This window comes from Paraglaciecola mesophila KMM 241, from assembly GCF_000315015.1.
Taxonomy (GTDB): Bacteria; Pseudomonadota; Gammaproteobacteria; order Enterobacterales; family Alteromonadaceae; genus Paraglaciecola; species Paraglaciecola mesophila.
In genome coordinates this window covers 71,585-90,405 of the sequence record NZ_BAEP01000089.1, presented here as the reverse complement: position 1 = coordinate 90,405, position 18,821 = coordinate 71,585, and the positions used below count along the sequence as shown (strand labels likewise).

General features: G+C 44.4%; 19 protein-coding genes. 10 read left to right on the top strand and 9 right to left on the bottom strand.

What is annotated here, in order from left to right:
• Window positions 1-22: 22 nt before the first annotated feature.
• From GMES_RS21560 to proB, 4 genes are all read right to left on the bottom strand, one after another.
• The gene (locus GMES_RS21560; protein ID WP_006994956.1) at window positions 23-1,438 is read right to left on the bottom strand and encodes a nidogen-like domain-containing protein; all 1,416 of its coding nucleotides are present in this window, start codon (window positions 1,436-1,438) and stop codon (window positions 23-25) included.
• A 244-nt stretch (window positions 1,439-1,682) separates the two neighbouring features.
• Window positions 1,683-2,975 carry an NAD(P)/FAD-dependent oxidoreductase gene (locus GMES_RS21555; RefSeq protein WP_006994955.1) on the bottom strand — a complete coding sequence of 431 codons (1,293 nt, stop codon included), beginning with the start codon at window positions 2,973-2,975 and terminating at the stop codon, window positions 1,683-1,685.
• Window positions 2,976-3,458: 483 nt separating this feature from the next.
• Window positions 3,459-4,709: a glutamate-5-semialdehyde dehydrogenase gene (locus GMES_RS21550; protein ID WP_006994954.1), complete on the bottom strand. Its 1,251-nt coding sequence runs from the start codon at window positions 4,707-4,709 to the stop codon at window positions 3,459-3,461.
• A 48-nt stretch (window positions 4,710-4,757) separates the two neighbouring features.
• On the bottom strand, window positions 4,758-5,855 hold the full coding sequence (gene proB / locus GMES_RS21545; RefSeq protein ID WP_006994953.1) for a glutamate 5-kinase: 1,098 nt from the start codon (window positions 5,853-5,855) through the stop codon (window positions 4,758-4,760).
• 281 nt (window positions 5,856-6,136) lie between these two features.
• Between proB and GMES_RS21540 the strand changes: the two genes are divergently transcribed.
• The 4 genes from GMES_RS21540 (at window position 6,137) to GMES_RS22935 (ending at window position 10,552) form a co-directional block, all read left to right on the top strand.
• A complete protein-coding gene (locus GMES_RS21540; RefSeq protein WP_006994952.1) occupies window positions 6,137-8,587 on the top strand; it encodes a M1 family metallopeptidase in 2,451 nt (816 codons plus the stop codon).
• A 2-nt stretch (window positions 8,588-8,589) separates the two neighbouring features.
• On the top strand, window positions 8,590-9,096 hold the full coding sequence (locus GMES_RS21535; protein WP_006994951.1) for a DUF6702 family protein: 507 nt from the start codon (window positions 8,590-8,592) through the stop codon (window positions 9,094-9,096).
• Window positions 9,097-9,219: 123 nt separating this feature from the next.
• Window positions 9,220-10,344, top strand: a complete 1,125-nt coding sequence (locus GMES_RS21530; protein WP_006994950.1) for an AI-2E family transporter — start codon at window positions 9,220-9,222, stop codon at window positions 10,342-10,344.
• A gap of 85 nt (window positions 10,345-10,429) precedes the next feature.
• Entirely contained in the window at window positions 10,430-10,552 is a 123-nt protein-coding gene (locus tag GMES_RS22935) for a hypothetical protein (RefSeq protein ID WP_006994949.1), read from the top strand.
• Window positions 10,553-10,558: 6 nt separating this feature from the next.
• Here GMES_RS22935 and GMES_RS21525 read toward each other — a convergent pair whose 3' ends face one another.
• Together GMES_RS21525 and GMES_RS21520 are read right to left on the bottom strand one after the other, a co-directional pair.
• Entirely contained in the window at window positions 10,559-10,867 is a 309-nt protein-coding gene (locus tag GMES_RS21525; protein ID WP_006994948.1) for a DUF6482 family protein, read from the bottom strand.
• An 86-nt stretch (window positions 10,868-10,953) separates the two neighbouring features.
• Window positions 10,954-12,192, bottom strand: a complete 1,239-nt coding sequence (locus GMES_RS21520) for a sterol desaturase family protein (RefSeq protein ID WP_006994947.1) — start codon at window positions 12,190-12,192, stop codon at window positions 10,954-10,956.
• A gap of 304 nt (window positions 12,193-12,496) precedes the next feature.
• Between GMES_RS21520 and GMES_RS21515 the strand changes: the two genes are divergently transcribed.
• From GMES_RS21515 to GMES_RS21490, 6 genes are all read left to right on the top strand, one after another.
• Window positions 12,497-13,336 carry a DUF3014 domain-containing protein gene (locus GMES_RS21515; RefSeq protein ID WP_006994946.1) on the top strand — a complete coding sequence of 280 codons (840 nt, stop codon included), beginning with the start codon at window positions 12,497-12,499 and terminating at the stop codon, window positions 13,334-13,336.
• A 12-nt stretch (window positions 13,337-13,348) separates the two neighbouring features.
• Window positions 13,349-13,873 carry a DUF1285 domain-containing protein gene (locus GMES_RS21510; RefSeq protein ID WP_006994945.1) on the top strand — a complete coding sequence of 175 codons (525 nt, stop codon included), beginning with the start codon at window positions 13,349-13,351 and terminating at the stop codon, window positions 13,871-13,873.
• A 170-nt stretch (window positions 13,874-14,043) separates the two neighbouring features.
• Window positions 14,044-15,339, top strand: coding sequence for a metal-dependent hydrolase family protein (locus GMES_RS21505; protein WP_006994944.1), 1,296 nt, complete (start codon window positions 14,044-14,046; stop codon window positions 15,337-15,339).
• A 114-nt stretch (window positions 15,340-15,453) separates the two neighbouring features.
• Window positions 15,454-16,218 (top strand): class I SAM-dependent methyltransferase, encoded by a 765-nt coding sequence (locus GMES_RS21500; RefSeq protein ID WP_006994943.1) that lies wholly within the window; start codon window positions 15,454-15,456, stop codon window positions 16,216-16,218.
• 177 nt (window positions 16,219-16,395) lie between these two features.
• Entirely contained in the window at window positions 16,396-16,848 is a 453-nt protein-coding gene (locus tag GMES_RS21495; RefSeq protein WP_006994942.1) for a hypothetical protein, read from the top strand.
• A 23-nt stretch (window positions 16,849-16,871) separates the two neighbouring features.
• The gene (locus GMES_RS21490) at window positions 16,872-17,051 is read left to right on the top strand and encodes a hypothetical protein (RefSeq protein WP_006994941.1); all 180 of its coding nucleotides are present in this window, start codon (window positions 16,872-16,874) and stop codon (window positions 17,049-17,051) included.
• Window positions 17,052-17,106: 55 nt separating this feature from the next.
• On the opposite strand, the gene tusA is transcribed toward GMES_RS21490, so the two are convergent.
• Genes tusA through rph form a run of 3 tightly spaced genes read right to left on the bottom strand, consistent with a single transcriptional unit; the run spans window position 17,107 to window position 18,765 of the window.
• Entirely contained in the window at window positions 17,107-17,370 is a 264-nt protein-coding gene (gene tusA, locus GMES_RS21485; protein WP_033185006.1) for a sulfurtransferase TusA, read from the bottom strand.
• The gene (pyrE, locus tag GMES_RS21480) at window positions 17,360-18,013 is read right to left on the bottom strand and encodes an orotate phosphoribosyltransferase (RefSeq protein ID WP_006994939.1); all 654 of its coding nucleotides are present in this window, start codon (window positions 18,011-18,013) and stop codon (window positions 17,360-17,362) included. The genes tusA and pyrE overlap by 11 nt, the downstream gene beginning before the upstream one ends.
• Before the next feature lie 38 nt (window positions 18,014-18,051).
• Entirely contained in the window at window positions 18,052-18,765 is a 714-nt protein-coding gene (gene rph / locus GMES_RS21475) for a ribonuclease PH (RefSeq protein WP_006994938.1), read from the bottom strand.
• Window positions 18,766-18,821 lie beyond the last annotated feature (56 nt).

Below are 18,821 nucleotides of genomic sequence, written 5' to 3'. Positions count from 1 at the left end.
CCTCTTTTCAATAGATAAAGTCTTAAGCGCGACGCTTTCTTGCGCGTAAGAATACCAATAAAGATAGTGCGAAGATACCAAGTCCAGCAGGCGCAGAAACCGCTTGAGAGTCGTCAACAAACTCGGTAATTGCATTTTGGTTCATGTTGATTACACCTGCAGCATCGAAGGTCAATGCAGTTACAAACGCATTAGGATCCGTTGGATCCACCATTTCTGAAGTCTCAATACCAAGAATACGGAAACGGTCAACCGCTGTAGTGAAGTCAAACTTTACACCACCAAGCAAATCTTCCCCAGTGTCGTACCAATCCATCAAGGTAACATCCCACAACCAAAGGTCATAAACGTCATCACCAAAACCAGTAGGCAACATAACCGAAGTAATGCTAGGGCCGCTATTGACGATATAGTCATAACCAACCGCTACGTCTGGGTCGATGAAAATCGGTGTTTCTGGCTCGATAATAACGAATTCAAAGTTGTAGTCAGATGGCGTTTCAGGATTAATCACTGGCAAAATCGGGTTTTCAGCGTTATCACCCGGTAATTCACCATCACGAATAGCAAATTTCCAAATACCTGCAGTACCTGTGTTGCTATCAGCTGTATCTAAATTCACAACTTCATCTGTACGTGAACCAGGAAGAGTAAAGAAATTCACCCCATCACCAGCATCATAACCCGCTTGAGCAGGTGTTCCACCAAGGCCGTTCTCACCGTCTGATGCATCACCGGTGGTCCAGTTAATGTCTTCATAACGGAACTCCACATCGAAGTTGCCAGCACCAGTGTCAGCACGGTCAATTAGGACTAACTGAAAGGTATTCGTTAGCGAACTATCTTCATTGAAAAAGCCAACGCTATCCCAAGTAATCACCATAGTTTCAGCATTGGGCGAGCCAATAAATACGTCACCACAGTCTTCACAACCTGTATCTACGTCAGCCCAAAAGGGGGCAATCATAGCAATCGTATTTAAATCAGCGGGCATTGGAATATCATCATTTTCGGTTGTGAAAAATGCTGAATTAGTTTGCGCTTGAGGCATCTCAATACAGTCTACTTCACATCCTCCGCCGCCGTCATTGTCGATGTCATTGTCACCAAAGCGAGTAATGGGGAACTCTTCTGGCGTAAAAGAGCTCACGGCGCCATTGAAGCTAATGTTGCCATTATTGTTTATGTAGAAGGAATCGTGAGTACGTCCGAAAAAGTTAACGCCCGAGTCAAAACCCAAGCCTTCATAATTGTTGAAGAAAATTTCTCCGCTTGATCCATCATCATTTTTTTCTAATGCTATTTGGCCAAAACCTGACTCACCAGCTCCGCTCCAACCCTCTAACAACACACTCGCGTTGGCGGAAAGGGAAGAAACACTGCTTACTAAAACACCACTTAGGGCGACGGCTTTAACTAACTTCTTGAAATCAAACATTTATTACATCCTTTTGTTTACATCGAAATCATTCTGAGATGCGCAATAGCAATTACTAGACCATTAGTTTAAATCTTTTTAAAAACAAATACTTAGCGTTCAAATCGAGATTCCGAAAATTCGAAATGTAAAATTATTTGACAGATATTGTGAAATGTGAGGTTAATTAAATACTCTTTGAGTGGGTTTTAGGTAGTGGAAAAAAGCCAAGACGAATGCTTGGCTCGGGTAACTCATTGTTATGTTAATGTAATTTCAGTTTTGGCCCAACGAATTTGCTGACTCTGCGGCTAAGCATGGTTAAGGTTGCTTTTAACCAACCATGCACCGCGAACTGATGCATGCTATACAGTGAAGTATACACCAAGCGCGCGAGCTTACCTTCCACGAACATGCTGCTGTTAGACAGATTGCCCATTAAGCTGCCTACTGTGCTGTACTTACTCAGATGAACGAGGGAACCATAATCACTGTATTGATAGTTTTCAAACTCCTTACCTTGGAGTTGATTAACTATATTTTTGTACACTGTTGATGCCATTTGATGAGCAGATTGCGCACGAGGGGGGACCCAAGTACCGTCTTCTTGCTGAAACGCACAGCAATCACCCAGCACGTATATATCTTGATGGTTTTTGGCCCTCAGTTGCGGATCAACAAGGACTTGCTGCGCACGATTGGTTTCAAACATATCAAGCTCTTTGATCAGGTTCGGCGCTTTAACACCTGCCGCCCAAACCATTAAGTCCGCTTCGATGAGTTCGTCGTCAGCAGTGACAAATCCATTTTTCTCAGCCCTAGTTACTTTAGTGTCTTCATATAATTTCACACCAATTTTTTGTAGCGCGTTTTTGGCCGCATAAGCGATACGCTCTGGCAGTGCAGGCAATATTCTAGGGCCAGCTTCGATGATCGAAATTTCTAAACGCTGTGCCGACATGGCAGGCATACCATAAGCGCGAGATAAATTTGCAACGTGATGCAACTGCGCTGCTAACTCGGTGCCAGTGGCGCCAGCCCCGACTATCGATACACGTAGCATTGATTGCTGTGTATTAGGCTGGTTGACCTTCAACATTTGATTGAGCAACGCCCGATGGAAACGCTCAGCTTGTTCTAAAGAATCCAAGAAATAACTGTGCTCTTTCACGCCTGGCGTACCAAAATCGTTACTCACACTGCCAATCGCTAACACGAGTATGTCGTATTCGATACTGCGCTCGGGCAGAATTAACTGACCTTCTTCGTCATACAGTGCGTCCAGTGCTATCGATTTATTTTGTTCATCTATGCCTTTCAACGTGCCTTGCTGGAACTCGTATTTAAGACGACTGGCGTGAATACGATAGTCTACACCATCGGAGTTTTTATCAATAATGCCGGCAGCCACTTCATGCAAAAGTGGCTTCCATACATGTGTTCTGACCTTATCGACTAAGACCAGCTCCACAGCTGCGTGCTTACGACAATATCGGCTTAGCTGAGCAACTAACTCAAGACCACCCGCCCCGCCGCCTACAACGACTATTCGTTTCATAAAAATTACCTTTTAAAGTTGCGATAGAATGGGGTTTAACCTTGCCATGAGCTGAAGACACGAGAAATTGCGCTTGGGACTGGAATAAGCAGCCGGTGAAACAAGCAGCGGAGAATTGGCCAAGGAAAGATGCTAAATTATCAACTGCGATTAAACATCTGATTTTAAATGAATAAATGCTATGAAAAAAGCATGAAACAAAAGTAAGCAAGTACACACTAACCGCATGCTGTATAGCGAACGAACAGCGGTTCATCGAAGACGTAATGAAGTCGCCTAGTGCGTATATTGGCCGAAAAATGCTTATGCGCCCGGTGACAACGGCCACCAGAGTGCACTTATCATTCACATATAGCCAAGCTCGGGAAAAAGTAAGCAGCCATGCCGCTAACACTTTATACACTGTTAACTCCAAGTGAAACAGGGACCGAGTTCTGCGCCCTGATCATATTTATAAAAAGCTCAAATAGGCTAATTAAATAGCTACCCGCGTACTTCACCATCACCCAACACAATAAATTTTTGTGTGGTTAGCGACTCAGCGCCCATAGGTCCGTAAGCGTGTAGTTTGCTTGTAGAAATGCCTATTTCTGCGCCTAAACCTAATTCGCCGCCATCCGAGAAACGCGATGACGCATTAGCCATCACCACCGCTGAATTCAAAGTACGAATAAATTGCTGAGCTCGGCTGAAGTCTTGCGTGGCAATCACCTCCGTATGCCCTGAGCTGTATGTTTCAATGTGCTCTATTGCAGCATCAAACTCATCTACTATACGCACTGCGATTTCCATCGCTAAGTACTCAGCATGCCAATCATCTTCTGTCGCAAGGGATGCATTATCAAAATATTGAAGGCTACGCTCGCAGCCATGAACTTTCACTTTATGCTCGTTAAACAACGCTTTCACCTTTGGCATAAACGTTGGGGCGATATCTTGATGCACTAATAATGTCTCAAGTGAGTTACATACGCCTGTGCGCTGAGTTTTACCGTTCTTTAGTAGGTTGAGTGCCTTATTTTCATCAGCGGCATCATCCACATATAAATGACACACGCCCTTGTAATGCTGGATCACTGGTATTCTGCTATTTTCGCTTACAAACCGAATCAGACCTTCGCCGCCCCGTGGAATAATCAAATCAATATCTTCGTTGAGGGTCATTAGCTCATTCATGACTGCTCTGTCAGGGTTTGGCACAACAACCACCGCAGCAGGATCAATTTCGTGCTTCTCTAAGGCATAACTTATACACGCAGCGAGCGCTAAGTTCGAATGAAGCGCTTCTTTACCACCGCGCAATACAACCGCATTACCAGCTTTTAGGCATAACGCTGCGGCATCAATAGTTACATTCGGGCGAGACTCGTAAATCATAGCGATCACGCCGAGGGGAATACGCATTCTTCCCACTTGAATGCCGCTAGGCATTTGTTGCATATGGTCAATGCTGCCCACGGGATCTGCTTGAGCAGCGATATCAAAAACCGCATTTGCAATGCCTTGGATGCGCTGCGGCGTCAGTAATAAACGGTCGAGCATGGCATCATCTAAATTGTTATCTCGCCCTGCCGCCAAATCTTTCTCATTGGCTAAAATAATGGTTTCAGTTTGCGCCAACATACGCTCTGCGATGTCTTTTAACAGTGTCTCTTTTTGAGTGGCAGACAGTTTAGCTACCTGACGCGAGGCAATACGTGCCGCTTTGGCCGCTTGTGCGATTGAAAATTCCATTCTTAAACACCTTTTAAATTGATATTAAACTTCGTTAAACCGCGATAGCTAGCGTAAAACCAAATCGTCACGATGAATGGCAACCTCACCTGATGAATAACCAAGAATAGGTTCGATTCTATCGCTTCGTTGCCCCTTTATTTGCTGCAATTCACTATTGCCATATAAGGAAAGGCCTTTAGCTATTATCTGGTCTTTGAACCGAATATCAACTGCTTCACCGGGTTTAAACGAGCCTAGAACACTGGTAATACCTGAAGGCAGCAACGACGCGCCTTTGTGGATCAGCGCCTTTTGTGCACCATCATCAATGACTAACGTGCCTTTTGAGCGCAACGTATGCCGTAACCACTGAGTACGAGCACTGTCTCGGTTTTTACTGGGCAAAAATAACGTTCCGGGCTGTCGCCCTTGGGCAAGTTGCTCGAACACATCTGGATTGCGCCCATTGACGATTAACGTTTGAATCCCACTTTTAGCGCACTTTTCCGCAGCCTGAATTTTGGTGCGCATGCCTCCAGTCCCTACGCTCGTGCCTGCGCCACCGGCTAAGTCATGAATACTTTGGTCAATCTCATGTACTGTAGGAATGAATTTGGCAAGTGGATTTCTCCTTGGATCTGCTTCATACAAGCCATCAATATCAGAACAAATAATCAAGCTATCAGCTTGGGCAACTAACGCGGTATAAGCCGCTAAATTATCATTGTCGCCTACTTTTAGTTCATTGATAGCAACCGTGTCGTTTTCATTCACAATCGGCAGGGCATTGTTACGCAGTAGTTCTCGTAAGGTGTTTTTGATATTGACGTAGCGCGTGCGATTATGCAGATCATCAGACGTTAGCAAAATTTGTGCGCAGTCGAAATCAAATAAACGCGCCCAATTCGCCATCATATGAGTTTGCCCAATCGCAGCCATCGCCTGTTTTTCAGCGATCGATGGGTGATGTTTATAACCTATTTTACTGCGCCCAGCGGCAACACTGCCTGAAGAGACTAAAATCACTTCTTTCCCCTGAGCGCGGCTGGTCACAATAAATTGCGCTATGGGTAATAAGTATTTACTACTACACGCTTTACCATCAGGGGCGATTAGGGCACTACCGACTTTGATAACGGCCCGTTGCCACGAGAGTTGTGACATGAGAAATCCTACCGAGTTAATATGCCTTTAGAGTACGACAAACCCGCCTAGAAACAAGCATTAGTCGTTATAAGCTATGGCCTTTTAGGTACAAAATATGTCAAATGATATGAAGTGCTTAAAACTATACGTTCAGCAAGCTGTACAATTTTCTTACAAACAAGTTCAACACATATAAGTCTGCGGCGAGATCTTAGCTTGTATTTATAATATTATGCCCAGCTGCGGTGAAAAATAATAACGAATTCAATGCAGCTCGAAATACAAAGTCAGGGAATAAAATGTTTAATAAAATAATCACTACAGCGTTAATTTCGCTGTTATCGGTCAGTGCTGCTAATGCCGCTATCGAACAAACCAAAGGCGACTTTAAAGATAAGTTCCGCCAGTTAGATGAGTCACTTCCCACGCCAAATGTATACCGAAATGCCGCGGGGCAACCGGGTCATCAATATTGGCAACAAGCTGTAGACTACAAAATAAAAGTGCATTTAAACGAAGAAAAGCGTCGTTTAGAAGCCAGCGAAACCATTACCTATAAAAATAATTCGCCTGACACGTTAAGATATTTGTGGCTGCAGTTAGATCAAAATAAATTCAGAAATGACTCCATGTCAGCAATGACTACCACCTTTGGTGGCATTGGGGCTCGTGGTCCTGCCACTCAAGGGGCAACTGGCAGTAAGCCAGCACAATTGAGCTTAGCCGCATTGCGCCGAGACCAATTCGTGGCTGATCATGAACTTGGCTACGACATTCAAAAGGTCGTTGATTCTACTGGTTCTAAGCTGCACCACGTTATTGTCGGTACGAATATGCGCATAGATTTGGCGCAGCCTTTAGCGCCTGGAAAGACTGTCGATTTTGCGATTGATTTTGCTTACAACATAGTGGAAGAAGATGCCGTATCAGCTCGTTCTGGTTATGAGCACTTCCCTGATGACGAACGTGATGGCGGTAACGATATATTCTTGCTTGCCCAGTGGTTCCCACGCCTACACGCTTATACCGACTACGAAGCATGGACCAATAAAGAGTTTATTGGTCGTGGCGAATTCACTCTCGAGTTCGGTGATTATGATGTTGAAATGACCGTTCCAGCGGATCACATCGTAAGCTCTACAGGTGTGCTACAAAATCCTAAGCAAGTACTTACTTCAACTCAACGTAAGCGTTTGAAAGAAGCTGAAACCGCAAAACGTCCTGTGTTTGTCGTAACGGCTGATGAAGCATTGGAAAACGAAAAGGCCGGAACCAGCAAAGAAAAAACCTGGAAATTCAGCGCTCAAAATGTACGCGATTTTGCATGGGCATCGTCACGTAAGTTCATGTGGGATGCCAAAGGCCATCCACAGAAAGGTTCAGAGCAGTCTTTAGTCATGGCGATGTCTTTTTATCCTAAAGAAGGCGGCGATTTGTGGAAGAAGTATTCGACTGAATCAGTAGTACATACATTAGATGTGTACTCTCGCTTTTCGTTTGATTACCCCTACCCAACGGCGCAATCGGTAAACGGCCCTGTCGGTGGTATGGAATACCCAATGATTTCATTCAACGGCCCACGTACTGAATTACAGGACGACGGCAGCCGCACCTATTCACAAGCTGAAAAACGTTTCTTGATTGGCGTGGTTATTCACGAGGTGGGGCATAACTACTTCCCAATGATTGTTAACTCAGATGAGCGTCAATGGTCATGGATGGATGAAGGGCTAAACAGCTTTTTAGACGGCGTTGCTGGTCGCGAATGGGATCCAACCATTCCTTGGGGTGTGGAGCCGCGTGATGTAGTAGGTTACATGAAATCTTCATCGCAGGTGCCTGTGATGACCCAGTCTGATAGCGTATTGCACCTTGGCCCTAACGCGTATACCAAACCAGCCGTTGCCCTTAATATATTGCGTGAAACTATTCTTGGTCGTGAGCTATTTGATTTTGCTTTTAAAGAATACGCCCAACGCTGGATGTTCAAGCGCCCAACACCTTCAGACTTTTTCCGCACCATGGAAGAAGCCAGTGGTGTTGATTTAGATTGGTTCTGGCGTGGTTGGTTTTACACCACAGATCACGTTGATATCTCATTGGATAAAATCTCTAAACTGCGTTTAGACACCAAAAATCCAGACATCGACTTCGACCGTCAGCGCCAAGAAGAGTTAGATAAGCCTTTGTCTTTGACCGACGAGCGTAACAAAGCCGAAGGTAAAGAGCTTTGGGTTGACAGATTCTCAGACATTACCGACTTCTATGACGAGAATGATCGCTTCACAGTGACCAACAAAGAGCGTAATAAATACAACAAATTTCTGAAAGACCTTGAGCCTTGGGAACGCACTGCGTTTGATCGCGCCGTGGAAGAAGATAAAAACTATTACGTGCTTGATTTCTCGAACAAAGGTGGCTTGGTCATGCCAATCATTCTTGAGCTTACCTTTGCCGATGGCAGCAAGGATAATCAATACATCCCAGCTGAAATTTGGCGTCGTACCCCTAAAGCGGTGAGTAAACTAATCGTGACTGACAAGGACAAAGAGTTGGTTAGCGTTTCAGTCGATCCGCGCTGGGAAACCGCCGACGTAGATGTAAGCAACAATGATTACCCTCGTAAGATTATTCCTTCACGTATCGAAGCTTACAAAGCGAAGAAGAGCACCAAAAAAGTGTCTCGCGATATCATGCAAGACATCAAGACCGAGCTTAAAAGTGATGACGAAGACGAGAATGATGACTAGTCATGCCTAAATTGTTCATACGTACGTTAACCGCCTTGTTGCTAATAGCAACAAGTGCGGTTTTTGCACATCAACAGAAAACAGCCATTAGTACCGTGTTGTTTAACCCTCGCACTGAAAACATAGAAGTGATGCATAGGTTTAGCCTGCATGACGCAGAGCATGCTGTACGGCATATTTTTGGTAAAAATGCGGACATTATTGGCTCAGCCAAAACCCAACAGCAATTTAGCGGTTACGTGAGTAAACGCTTTGCTATGAGCAAAGAAGGTGGCCAATCAATACCACTTAAATCCGCTGGCTTTGAAATAGAAGGCAAATTCTTCTGGGTGTATCAAGAAACGGCTGAGCCTGAGCAATTAGATAATCTAGTGATTAGCCACAACGCCTTGCGTGATTTATGGCCCAGCCAAATCAATACCATCAATGTAGAAGGTAAGGGTGATATTCAAACCCTGACTTTTGAAGATTCTATTGAGCTTTTAAAGGTTGAGTTTGGGCATCATTGATTAAGTCAAACGCATAACAAAAAACACGTCAACGCCCGAAAGTTCTAACGGGCATTTTTATATCTCACCAAATACATTTCCCGTGTATTCTATAAACAATTACCTACATTCTAAGAGATATCAATGGCAACACTTTCTGGTCAACCGGGGGCAAAAAGAACCGAACCTGCGGTTTGGTTACTTTTCTTAGGCGTTTTATACACGCTGTATTTCACTCAAAGTCTATTAATGCCTCTGGTTGTTACTTCACTTATAGCACTGCTTTTGAGCCCACTTGTCGCTGCGCTACAAGGTTTACATGTTCCTCGAACAGTGTCTGCATTTTTGCTCGTTTCAACCTTGATAGCGCCTTTTACGTTTCTTGGTGCAGAACTAGCCGAGCCCGCACAAAAATGGGCCAAGCTAGTACCAGAGTTGACCCAGCATGTTACCGAGCAACTCGATTCAATCAGTGATGCCATGGAAGGTGAAAACGAAAGTAATGTGCCGGCTAAAGCCGATGATGATGAATTTAGCTTCTTCGGTTTATTCAAAAATAAGGCAGAACAGGGGCCCGTTGAGAAAGATGAAAACGTGATGTCTCAACGCTTAAAGCAAGGGGGGTTAGAGATCATGCTCTCTGTGCTATCAAGTACTCCGTTGATATTGGCTCAGCTTATGACAGGGATCATTTTAACCCTTTTCTTGCTTATTTTTGGCCCTCAATTATTTGAAGCGTTTATCCAGCACTTTCCGAAAATCACCGATAAGGACCAAGCTCGATGCCTAGTGGCAACTATTCAAAAAGAGCTATCTCGCTATATTGTGACCGTCAGTATTATTAACGCCGGCCTTGGCCTGAGCACGGCTTTCGTTTTGTACTTAATCGGCATTGAAGATGCGCTACTTTGGGGCGTGTTGGCAGGTCTATTAAACTTTATTCCTTATGTGGGCTCACTTATTGGAGCAACCATTTTAACCCTCGCAGGCTTAGTTCAGTTTGGCGTGCAAGTGACTGCGCTCATTCCACCAGCCGTTTACTTTGGGTTAAATCTTGTTGAGTCCCAGTTTGTTACCCCTACCGTATTAGGACGCAATATGCAGCTTAATCCGCTTATCGTTGTCTTGTGGTTGTTGGTCTGGGGTTGGTTGTGGGGTGCAGTCGGCGTTTTGTTAGCAGTACCCTTGTTAGTGTGCATAAAGTTAACGCTGGCCCAATTAAGTATCTGGACTCACTGGTTAAAAATCATCGAAGCGAAAAGCCAATAAGCCATTGTAAAAATTGATTCAGATCAATTCTGCCCCTCAGCGATCCGCTAGCATTACGTTATCAAATCACTGAGGGGAAATAATCATGATGGCATTAATATTAACCGATCCGGTTGCTTGGGGTTCAATTCTAGGTATAGGCGTTATCGTGGCGTTGTGTTGTTATTATGCTTACCTTTTCGTACATAACACTATCGAGAATCGCTAAGTTTCATTATGTTTGGTTTTGCATTGAGAATGGCAATACCATAGCGCGTTCAGATTTTGGGTTGCCAATCATTTCGTCATAAGGTGACAAGTGAATCAACTCAGCGTGAGCGACATCACATTCTTTGAGTGCTTCACGAATATGCTCCGTACTTCTAAATGGCATCGGCCTAAGCGTAGACTTGTCATACACCACGCCTTGCTTGCCTGCTATGGTTAAGCGCAAAATGTAAAGGCTCATTTCGTGGGACTCAACTGAGGCCACTTCAATGTTAGGTTTGTTTGACATAATGTCTTGTAGTATATACTTAAGCATAATGACTCCAGTGAGTATGACCTTCAGCGCATGACAGGATCGTTTTGCAGTTGATGGCTTTTTTACTCACACAAAATGAAGTCAGATCACCCTACAATCGCCATATCCTCTTTTTGCTCGACGATGTTGGTGTATTCTTTTTTTAAGCTCGGCCACATGGCAACACTCACCACCGTAAAAGATGAAATGCTTAACATTAGCCAGAAAGGGATTGGCTGAGTCACGAGCACACTCACTAACGCTAAGTATTTTGCTACCTCAAGCCACCAAACCGCCACTTTCATTGCCAATACTTCACCTACTGACACACTGGCGAATATGACCCAAGCAATTATTAGTAGCTGTTGCATAAGCGCTAAATGGGTAATATTTAGTAAAAATACCAAGCCTACAAAAGTCGTGAGTCCATGCTGTATCAGTGCGTAGACTTTACGCCGTGTTGAAATGACTATGTCGAACTTTTTGAAACGCGTTAAATCTACTCGCCCTAAGGGGTAATCGCGCTCCATATCAGCGGGGCGCCAGCCAGTTTTGCCAAACCATACTTTGAATTTGTCAGACCATGCTTTGGTGCGCCAGCTATCCTTTATCAATTGCTGGTAAACATGGGTGTTGGCATAAATAGGGTTCCAACTGTGTAATGCTTTACGAATACCGTAAATAGGGGGCTCTTGGTCCAACTCATCTTGAAATGAGCCAAACAACCGATCCCATATTATGAAAACCCCTCCGTAATTACGGTCGATATAAATCTGATTTTGCGCATGGTGAGCTCGATGATTAGAGGGCGTGACAAATATCCATTCCAACCAGCCCAATCTGCCAATATGGCGAGTGTGCACCCAAAACTGATAAATAAGATTGAGTGAGCCCACGGTAAGTAGCAGCAACGGATCGACACCTAGAAAGGCCAACGGTAGGTAAAATATCCAACTTAAAAAACTGCCGCTTGTTTGTCGCAAGGCGGTGGTGAGGTTGTACTCTTCACTAGAGTGATGTACCACGTGGGCAGCCCATAAAATACTCATTTCATGGCCAAATCTGTGATTCCAGTAATAGCAAAAGTCATACAGCACAAATGCAATCAGCCCAAGCCAGATGCTATCTCCCGAGGTAAAAAGCGCATAGTTGTCATATAACATCACATATATCGTGAAGGGCGCTAAGGCTTTTAAAATACCGAACATACGGCTCAGTACACCCGCCGTTAAGCTATTAATCGCATCATTAGTCCGGTAGTAATCTGTTTTTCTGAAATGCTCCGCCAATAGCTCTAACGCGATCAACAAAAAGAAAAAGGGTATAGCGTAAATTATATAACTCATTGCAAAGCTGCCTAAACGAACTTATTTCAACTAATACCTTCTAAATTAAGGTGTTCGCTGCTCGCTAGCAACATTTTATTAACAAAGTTTAACAACCCCATAATTGGAAGGGTTATTAAAACGAAGCTTTGAAGGTTGCTACCTGTCAGATTAATTTCAATGAATTGAGATATATAGCCCTTGATAGATTGATCTTTTATCACAACACTATAACTTAGCCAGTATGAAGCGACGTGCTCTCAATAAAGTATATATATGCTCAGTCACAGTTTCAGGCCAAATTGATGCCTCTAAAGGAGTTTTTATGAGTGAAGAAGACGTAAAAAATAAATCATTAGTGCCTTATGTAGTGATCGCGGTTGTATTGATCGTAGTGATTGGCGCAGTGCTTTTTTGGCCGGCTGATAAACCTGTAGAGCCTGAGCCTCCGGTTGAAGTACCTGTAACCACTATTCCTGAAGTTGCCCCGTTACCTTTGCCAGAAGAACAGCCTATGGCACCAGAGCCCGAAGAAATGCCTGAGCCAGAAATTGAGCCTGAGCCCATCCCTGAGCCGGAGCCACTTGATACCAGCGATGGCGCAGTCAAAACCGAATTATTAAAGTTGTCAGATTATGGAGAGCTTGCTCGTCTACTAGTTAATGATGACCTGCTACAACGTTTCGTTATCACCACCAACAACTTGGCAGATGAAGAATTACCCGCGAATCATCAGGTGCTGAAAAAGCCCGAACAAACTTTTCGCACATTCCAACAAGCAGACAAAGAGTGGATAGACCCAGCTAGCTACAAACGCTATACGCCTTATGTAGATGTACTTGAATCACTTGATCCACAATCTTTGGAGCAGCTTTATCAAGAATACAAACCTGCTATCAACAAGATATTTGCAGAGATCAGCAGCCCTGGGCAAGATTTCGATGACACCTTACTTGATGCCATTGACTTATTACTTGATACACCAGAAGTACCTGTTCCTGTTGAAGTTTACACTGACAGTGTCATGTTTAAGTTTAAAGATCAGCGTTTAGAAGCCTTAGCGTCACCTCAAAAACAGTTGCTGCGTACAGGTCCTGAAAATATGCGCCGTATTAAAGCCAAACTTCGAGAGGTCAAGACCGCAATCGCAGCAGATCAAGAATAGGCCGTCTTCAATATGGACTTAGCTACACTACAAAAGCAGCTTGGCGATCAACAAGGCAAGCTGCCGCCGGTTGATAAGTGGAATCCAGATTTTTGTGGCGATATGGATCTTGTCATAAAGCACGATGGGAGCTGGTTTTACATGGGTACGCCTATTGGTCGCAAAGCGTTGGTGAAACTGTTTGCTAGTGTATTGAAAAAAGAGGGTGACCAATACTTTTTGGTCACCCCAGTTGAAAAGCTCGGTATCACGGTAGAAGACGTACCTTACGTGATCACCCAGTGGGAACAACAAGGCGATTTACTGGTATTTACGACTCAGACCGAGGAGCAAATAATCGTTAGCGCGCAAAATCCTGTTGAGTTAAAAGAAGACAGCAAAAACAACCTTGCTTTGCCCTATATCAATGTAAGACGCAATTTATGGGCGCGATTGCATCAGAACGTTTATTACCAATTAATTGAGCAAGCCGAGCAAAAGAATGACGCTTTGTATATTAGTAGTGGGGATTATCGCTTTTGTTTAGGTAAGTTATAGTCATCCTACTTTTTCATCCCTTCCAGTTAACTTTTGTCGATTAGAATCATTGTGTTGTGATCACCTTAGCGACATAACATTTTGTTAACATTTAGTACCTCGCATCGTTTTGACCTACCGACCTTATTCCCCTAATCTGAACACTCACTAGCTAAAACGAGAATAATACTATGCGAGTTTCAATGCTCAGCGTTGCCCTAGCCGCATCACTGATATGCACCCAAGCCCTAGCAGCCACCTATATACAAGCAGGTAAACTTATCCCCGCCAATTCAGACAAAGTAATGAGTGAAGTGACCGTGGTGGTTGATGGCAATAAAATCAGAGAAATCCACCAAGGCTATATTACCGGCGGCGAACAAGATGAACTGGTCGATCTTAAAACGCACACCCTTATGCCTGGCTTAATGGATATGCACACCCACGTTACCTCGCAACATAACGGCCCCTCGAGTTACATGGAGCGTTTTACCTTAAATGAAGCCGACTACGCCATAAAAGGCGTTCAGTACGCTAAGCGTACGCTGCTGGCGGGTTTCACCACTATTCGTAACTTAGGCGATGGTTACAACGAATCGGTGGCCCTACGCAATGCGATTAATAAGGGAGTAGTTGAAGGACCACGTATTTTCACAGCGGCAAAATCGATTGCCACAACGGGCGGGCATGCTGACCCAACCAACGGTACCGCAAAGAAAATCCAAGGCGACCCAGGCGCCACTGACGGCGTAATTAATGGTGTAGCAGAAGCGCGTAAGGCGGTTCGTCAACGTTACAAAGATGGCGCTGATCTAATTAAGATTACGGCTACCGGAGGCGTGCTATCAGTAGCTAAAAGCGGCCAAAACCCACAGTTTATGGATGATGAATTAAAGGCTATTGTTGATACCGCTAAAGATTATGGTATGACAATCGCCGTTCATGCTCATGGTAAAGAAGGCATGGAGCGTGCGATTAAAGCAGGGGTGACATCCATCGAGCATGGCACCTACATGGACAAACAAACCTTTAAACTGATGAAAAAGCATCAGACTTACTATGTTCCTACCGTGATGGCTGGTAATTGGGTAGCTGAGAAAGCCAAAATTGATGGATTCTTCCCAGAGTTAGTACGACCAAAAGCTGCGACCATAGGGCCTCTGATCCTGCAAACTTTGGCTAATGCACACAAAGCCGGGGTTAAAATTGCATTTGGTACAGATTCAGGTGTATCCGCTCACGGTGATAACGGCTTAGAGTTTGTGCTTATGGTCGAAGCAGGCATGAAGCCCATAGAGGCTATTCGAGCCGCAACCTATCATGGCGCAATATTAATCGACCAACTCGATTCTTTAGGTACCATCGAAGATGGAAAGTTAGCAGATTTAGTCGCAGTCTCTGGTGACCCGCTAGACGATATCAAAAGAATGCAGCAAATCAGTTTTGTGATGAAAAACGGTCAGATATATAAAACACCTGAAGCCTAGAATTTGAGAACAGTCGAGTTGTGATGCCTTAAAAATATTGCGCGCCACACTCAACTCGGTGATTTATTTAAACCCCTTAGCACCACAATACTATTTACCACTTTGGAGCGACACATGAAATTAAGCAAACTCGCATTAACTGTTTTGACTGCCAGCAGTTTTTTATTGGCAGGCTCGGCAATGGCCGATCAACACACCCTTAAAGAAAAAATCCAAGCCGCTATGACCAGTGACATAAGAAGCACCCAAGAGACCGCACGGGACGACAACCGAAAACCCCTAGAAACCTTAGCGTTCTTTGGATTAAAACCTGATATGCATATTGTCGAGCTTATACCTGGAGGGGGATGGTACACCAAGATATTAGCTCCAGTGGTTGCTGATGAAGGGCAGTACTACGCAGCAATAGGGGCAGGTCGCGTCGCTGACACTCTCTTCAAAGAACCTGGATTTGAAAAAGCGAAAGTGACCGCACAAGATGCCCGTTTGTGGCGTGAGGACGGGGCCCGTTTCTATTCTCTTGATGTTGACTCACTCGATGTAAGCAACTTAGATATGGTGCTCACATTTCGCAACTATCATAACTTTAACGAGCAAGGCCGTCGTAAAATGAATGAAGTGGCTTTTGCCGCACTCAAGTCAGGTGGTATCTATGCGGTGGTTGACCATACCGCGCGCCATAACGAGCCAGCGAGCAATGCAAACCGCCGCAGAGTAGACCCAGTATTGGCTATTCATGAAATTCAGCAAGCAGGCTTCGAGCTAGTGGATGTGAGCGATTTGCATTACAGAGAAGATGATGAGCTTAGGTTTGAAGTCGGTGCAAAAAGCGTAACAGGGAATACTGATCGCTGGACGCTAAAATTTAAAAAGCCTTAGTTTAAAATGCTGTAAAGAAAATTAACTAATTAAAACAATCAGTTAAAATACGTCATTAACCTTTCTTAAGCACCTATTCTAGGCCTCTCGAGAAAGGTTAATAAATTTAACAATAATAATTGATAATCATTCTCATTTGCGTTAATTTAATTTTACGCAATCAACACGAGAATCGATATGTCACAGAACTTTCTATGCCCCAACCACCGCCAGTGGTTAGCAACCAACCCTATGGCCGCACATACTCATCTACGTGAAACCCAAGACACAGGCCAATATTACCGAGAGCAGGGTGCGTGGCAACAAGCACTACCTTATTTGGGCTGCGCCTATGAAACCGCTGAAATAGTGATGACCCAAGCTGATAGGCAAACCTCTTCAAAAGTCGTTGATTTCACCGCAACCGCAGTGCTATTGGCCGATACTCTGCAAAAGCTAGGACAAAAAACCCTTAGTTTAGCCATATACGATCAGGCACAAAAACGCCTCAAGCCAGAACTGACCCTCAGTTACCAGCAACCTAAACTACAGCGTTGTGTTATCGACTGTATTAAGTCTTTGGCACTAGGGGCGGGCTTTCATCAGAAGTTCATGCAGTCACAGCTCAACGAGGAGCACGCTCTTCATTAATCTTTATAACGGGTGGATAGAACATGCAAACTTATAGCCCTAAGTCACGCGACCAAGAACAGTTTGTGCCCATTCAATTACGGGTAGATGTACTTAAACGCTTATTGGCTGAACACAACGTATGCGCCGAAGAGCTGCATTGCGATTGTACTAGCAGTAAACGCATATTAATGAATCTATTGTTACAAGCCGCTGCTGTTTAGAACAGCGGCTTGTATCGAAATTACATTAATTCTAAGAGCATATAGAAAGTAAGTACTAACTTTTGTCTTTACGGATCAAGTAGCGATAGGGCTTTGCGTCCACTTCACTGGCAAGTAAAGTATGCCCCATAAAGCGACAAAAGCTAGGGATATCGCGGGTAGTAGAGTGATCATCGGCGCTGATTGCCAAGGTTTCCCCGAGTTGCATGTTACGTATGCTTAATCGCACCATCATCACAGGCTCAGGGCAACGCAGACCAAGAGCGTCAAGTTGATGATTAGCGTCCTCAAAATTAGCAGATGTCACTTCAGATCCCATAATCAACACGGTACTGCTTAATATTTGCCAAATGCTCAGCCAAATCAGGTTGCGTTGAAACTTGGGTTTGCAAGTACTCAATTAAATCAGCCAAGCTAACAATAGACACCACTTGCGTGGCAAAATCTCGCTCGACTTCTTGAATGGCAGACAACTCACCTTGGCCTTTCTCTTGGCGATCAAGTGCAATCAACACACCCGCTAGGCTCGCATCATGGGCCGCAATTAATGCCATAGATTCACGTATTGCCGTGCCCGCTGTGATGACATCATCTACTAACATAACTTTGCCAGCTAATGCACTGCCCACCAAATTTCCACCTTCACCGTGGGTTTTGGCTTCTTTTCGGTTAAAGCAGTAGGGCTTATCAACATCGTGCTTGTCAGCCAATGCTACAGCAGTTGTTGTTGCGATGGGGATCCCTTTATAAGCAGGCCCGAATAGCAAATCGTATTCAATATTTGACGCTTGCAGCGCTTGAGCATAGTACTGACCTAATTTGGCCAAATCACGGCCTGTATTAAACAAACCGGCATTGAAAAAATACGGGCTTTTGCGCCCAGATTTCAAAGTGAATTCACCAAATTTGAGCACACCACGGCCCAAGGCAAACTCAATAAACTCTTTTTGATAATCTAGCATTTATCTACCTATGTTTTGAGATGTTGATTGGCTAATTCTTAGTTAAGTGCTGCTTTTTGCTCGTCGAACAATTCACGGATACCGTGTTTTGCTAGCTCTAACATTTCGTGCATTTCTTCGATACTAAAAGGTTCGCCTTCGGCAGTACCTTGTACCTCGATCATTTTACCCGTATCGGTCATCACCACATTCATATCGGTTTCTGCTTCTGAGTCCTCTGTGTATTCCAAGTCAGCAATCGCATTGCCTTTATAAATACCAACAGAAATCGCCGCTATCATGTGTTTCATAGGGTTGGTTTTGATTATCCCTTTGCTGCGCATCCACGTTAGCGCATCAACGAGCGCCACACATGCACCTGTGATAGATGCAGTACGAGTGCCGCCGTCGGCCTGAATCACATCGCAATCTACGACTATGGTATTTTCGCCAAGCAGTTTTAAATCAAGGGCGGCACGCAATGAACGAGCGATTAAACGCTGAATTTCCAATGTGCGACCACCTTGTTTACCACGAGCTGCTTCACGATCCGAACGAGTATGGGTCGCACGTGGCAACATGCTGTACTCAGCATTCACCCAGCCTTTGCCTTGGCCTTTCATGAAACGTGGCACACCTTCAGTAACAGAGGCGTTGCACAATACTTTCGTGTTGCCGAACTCAATCAATACAGAACCTTCTGCATGACAAGTGAAATTGCGGGTAATAGTAACTGGGCGAATTTGGCTTGCAGTTCTGTCGTTCGGGCGCATGGATAACTCCTTTAAATAATTTGCGCGCATTATACCCAAATGACAGCGCGGGTTCT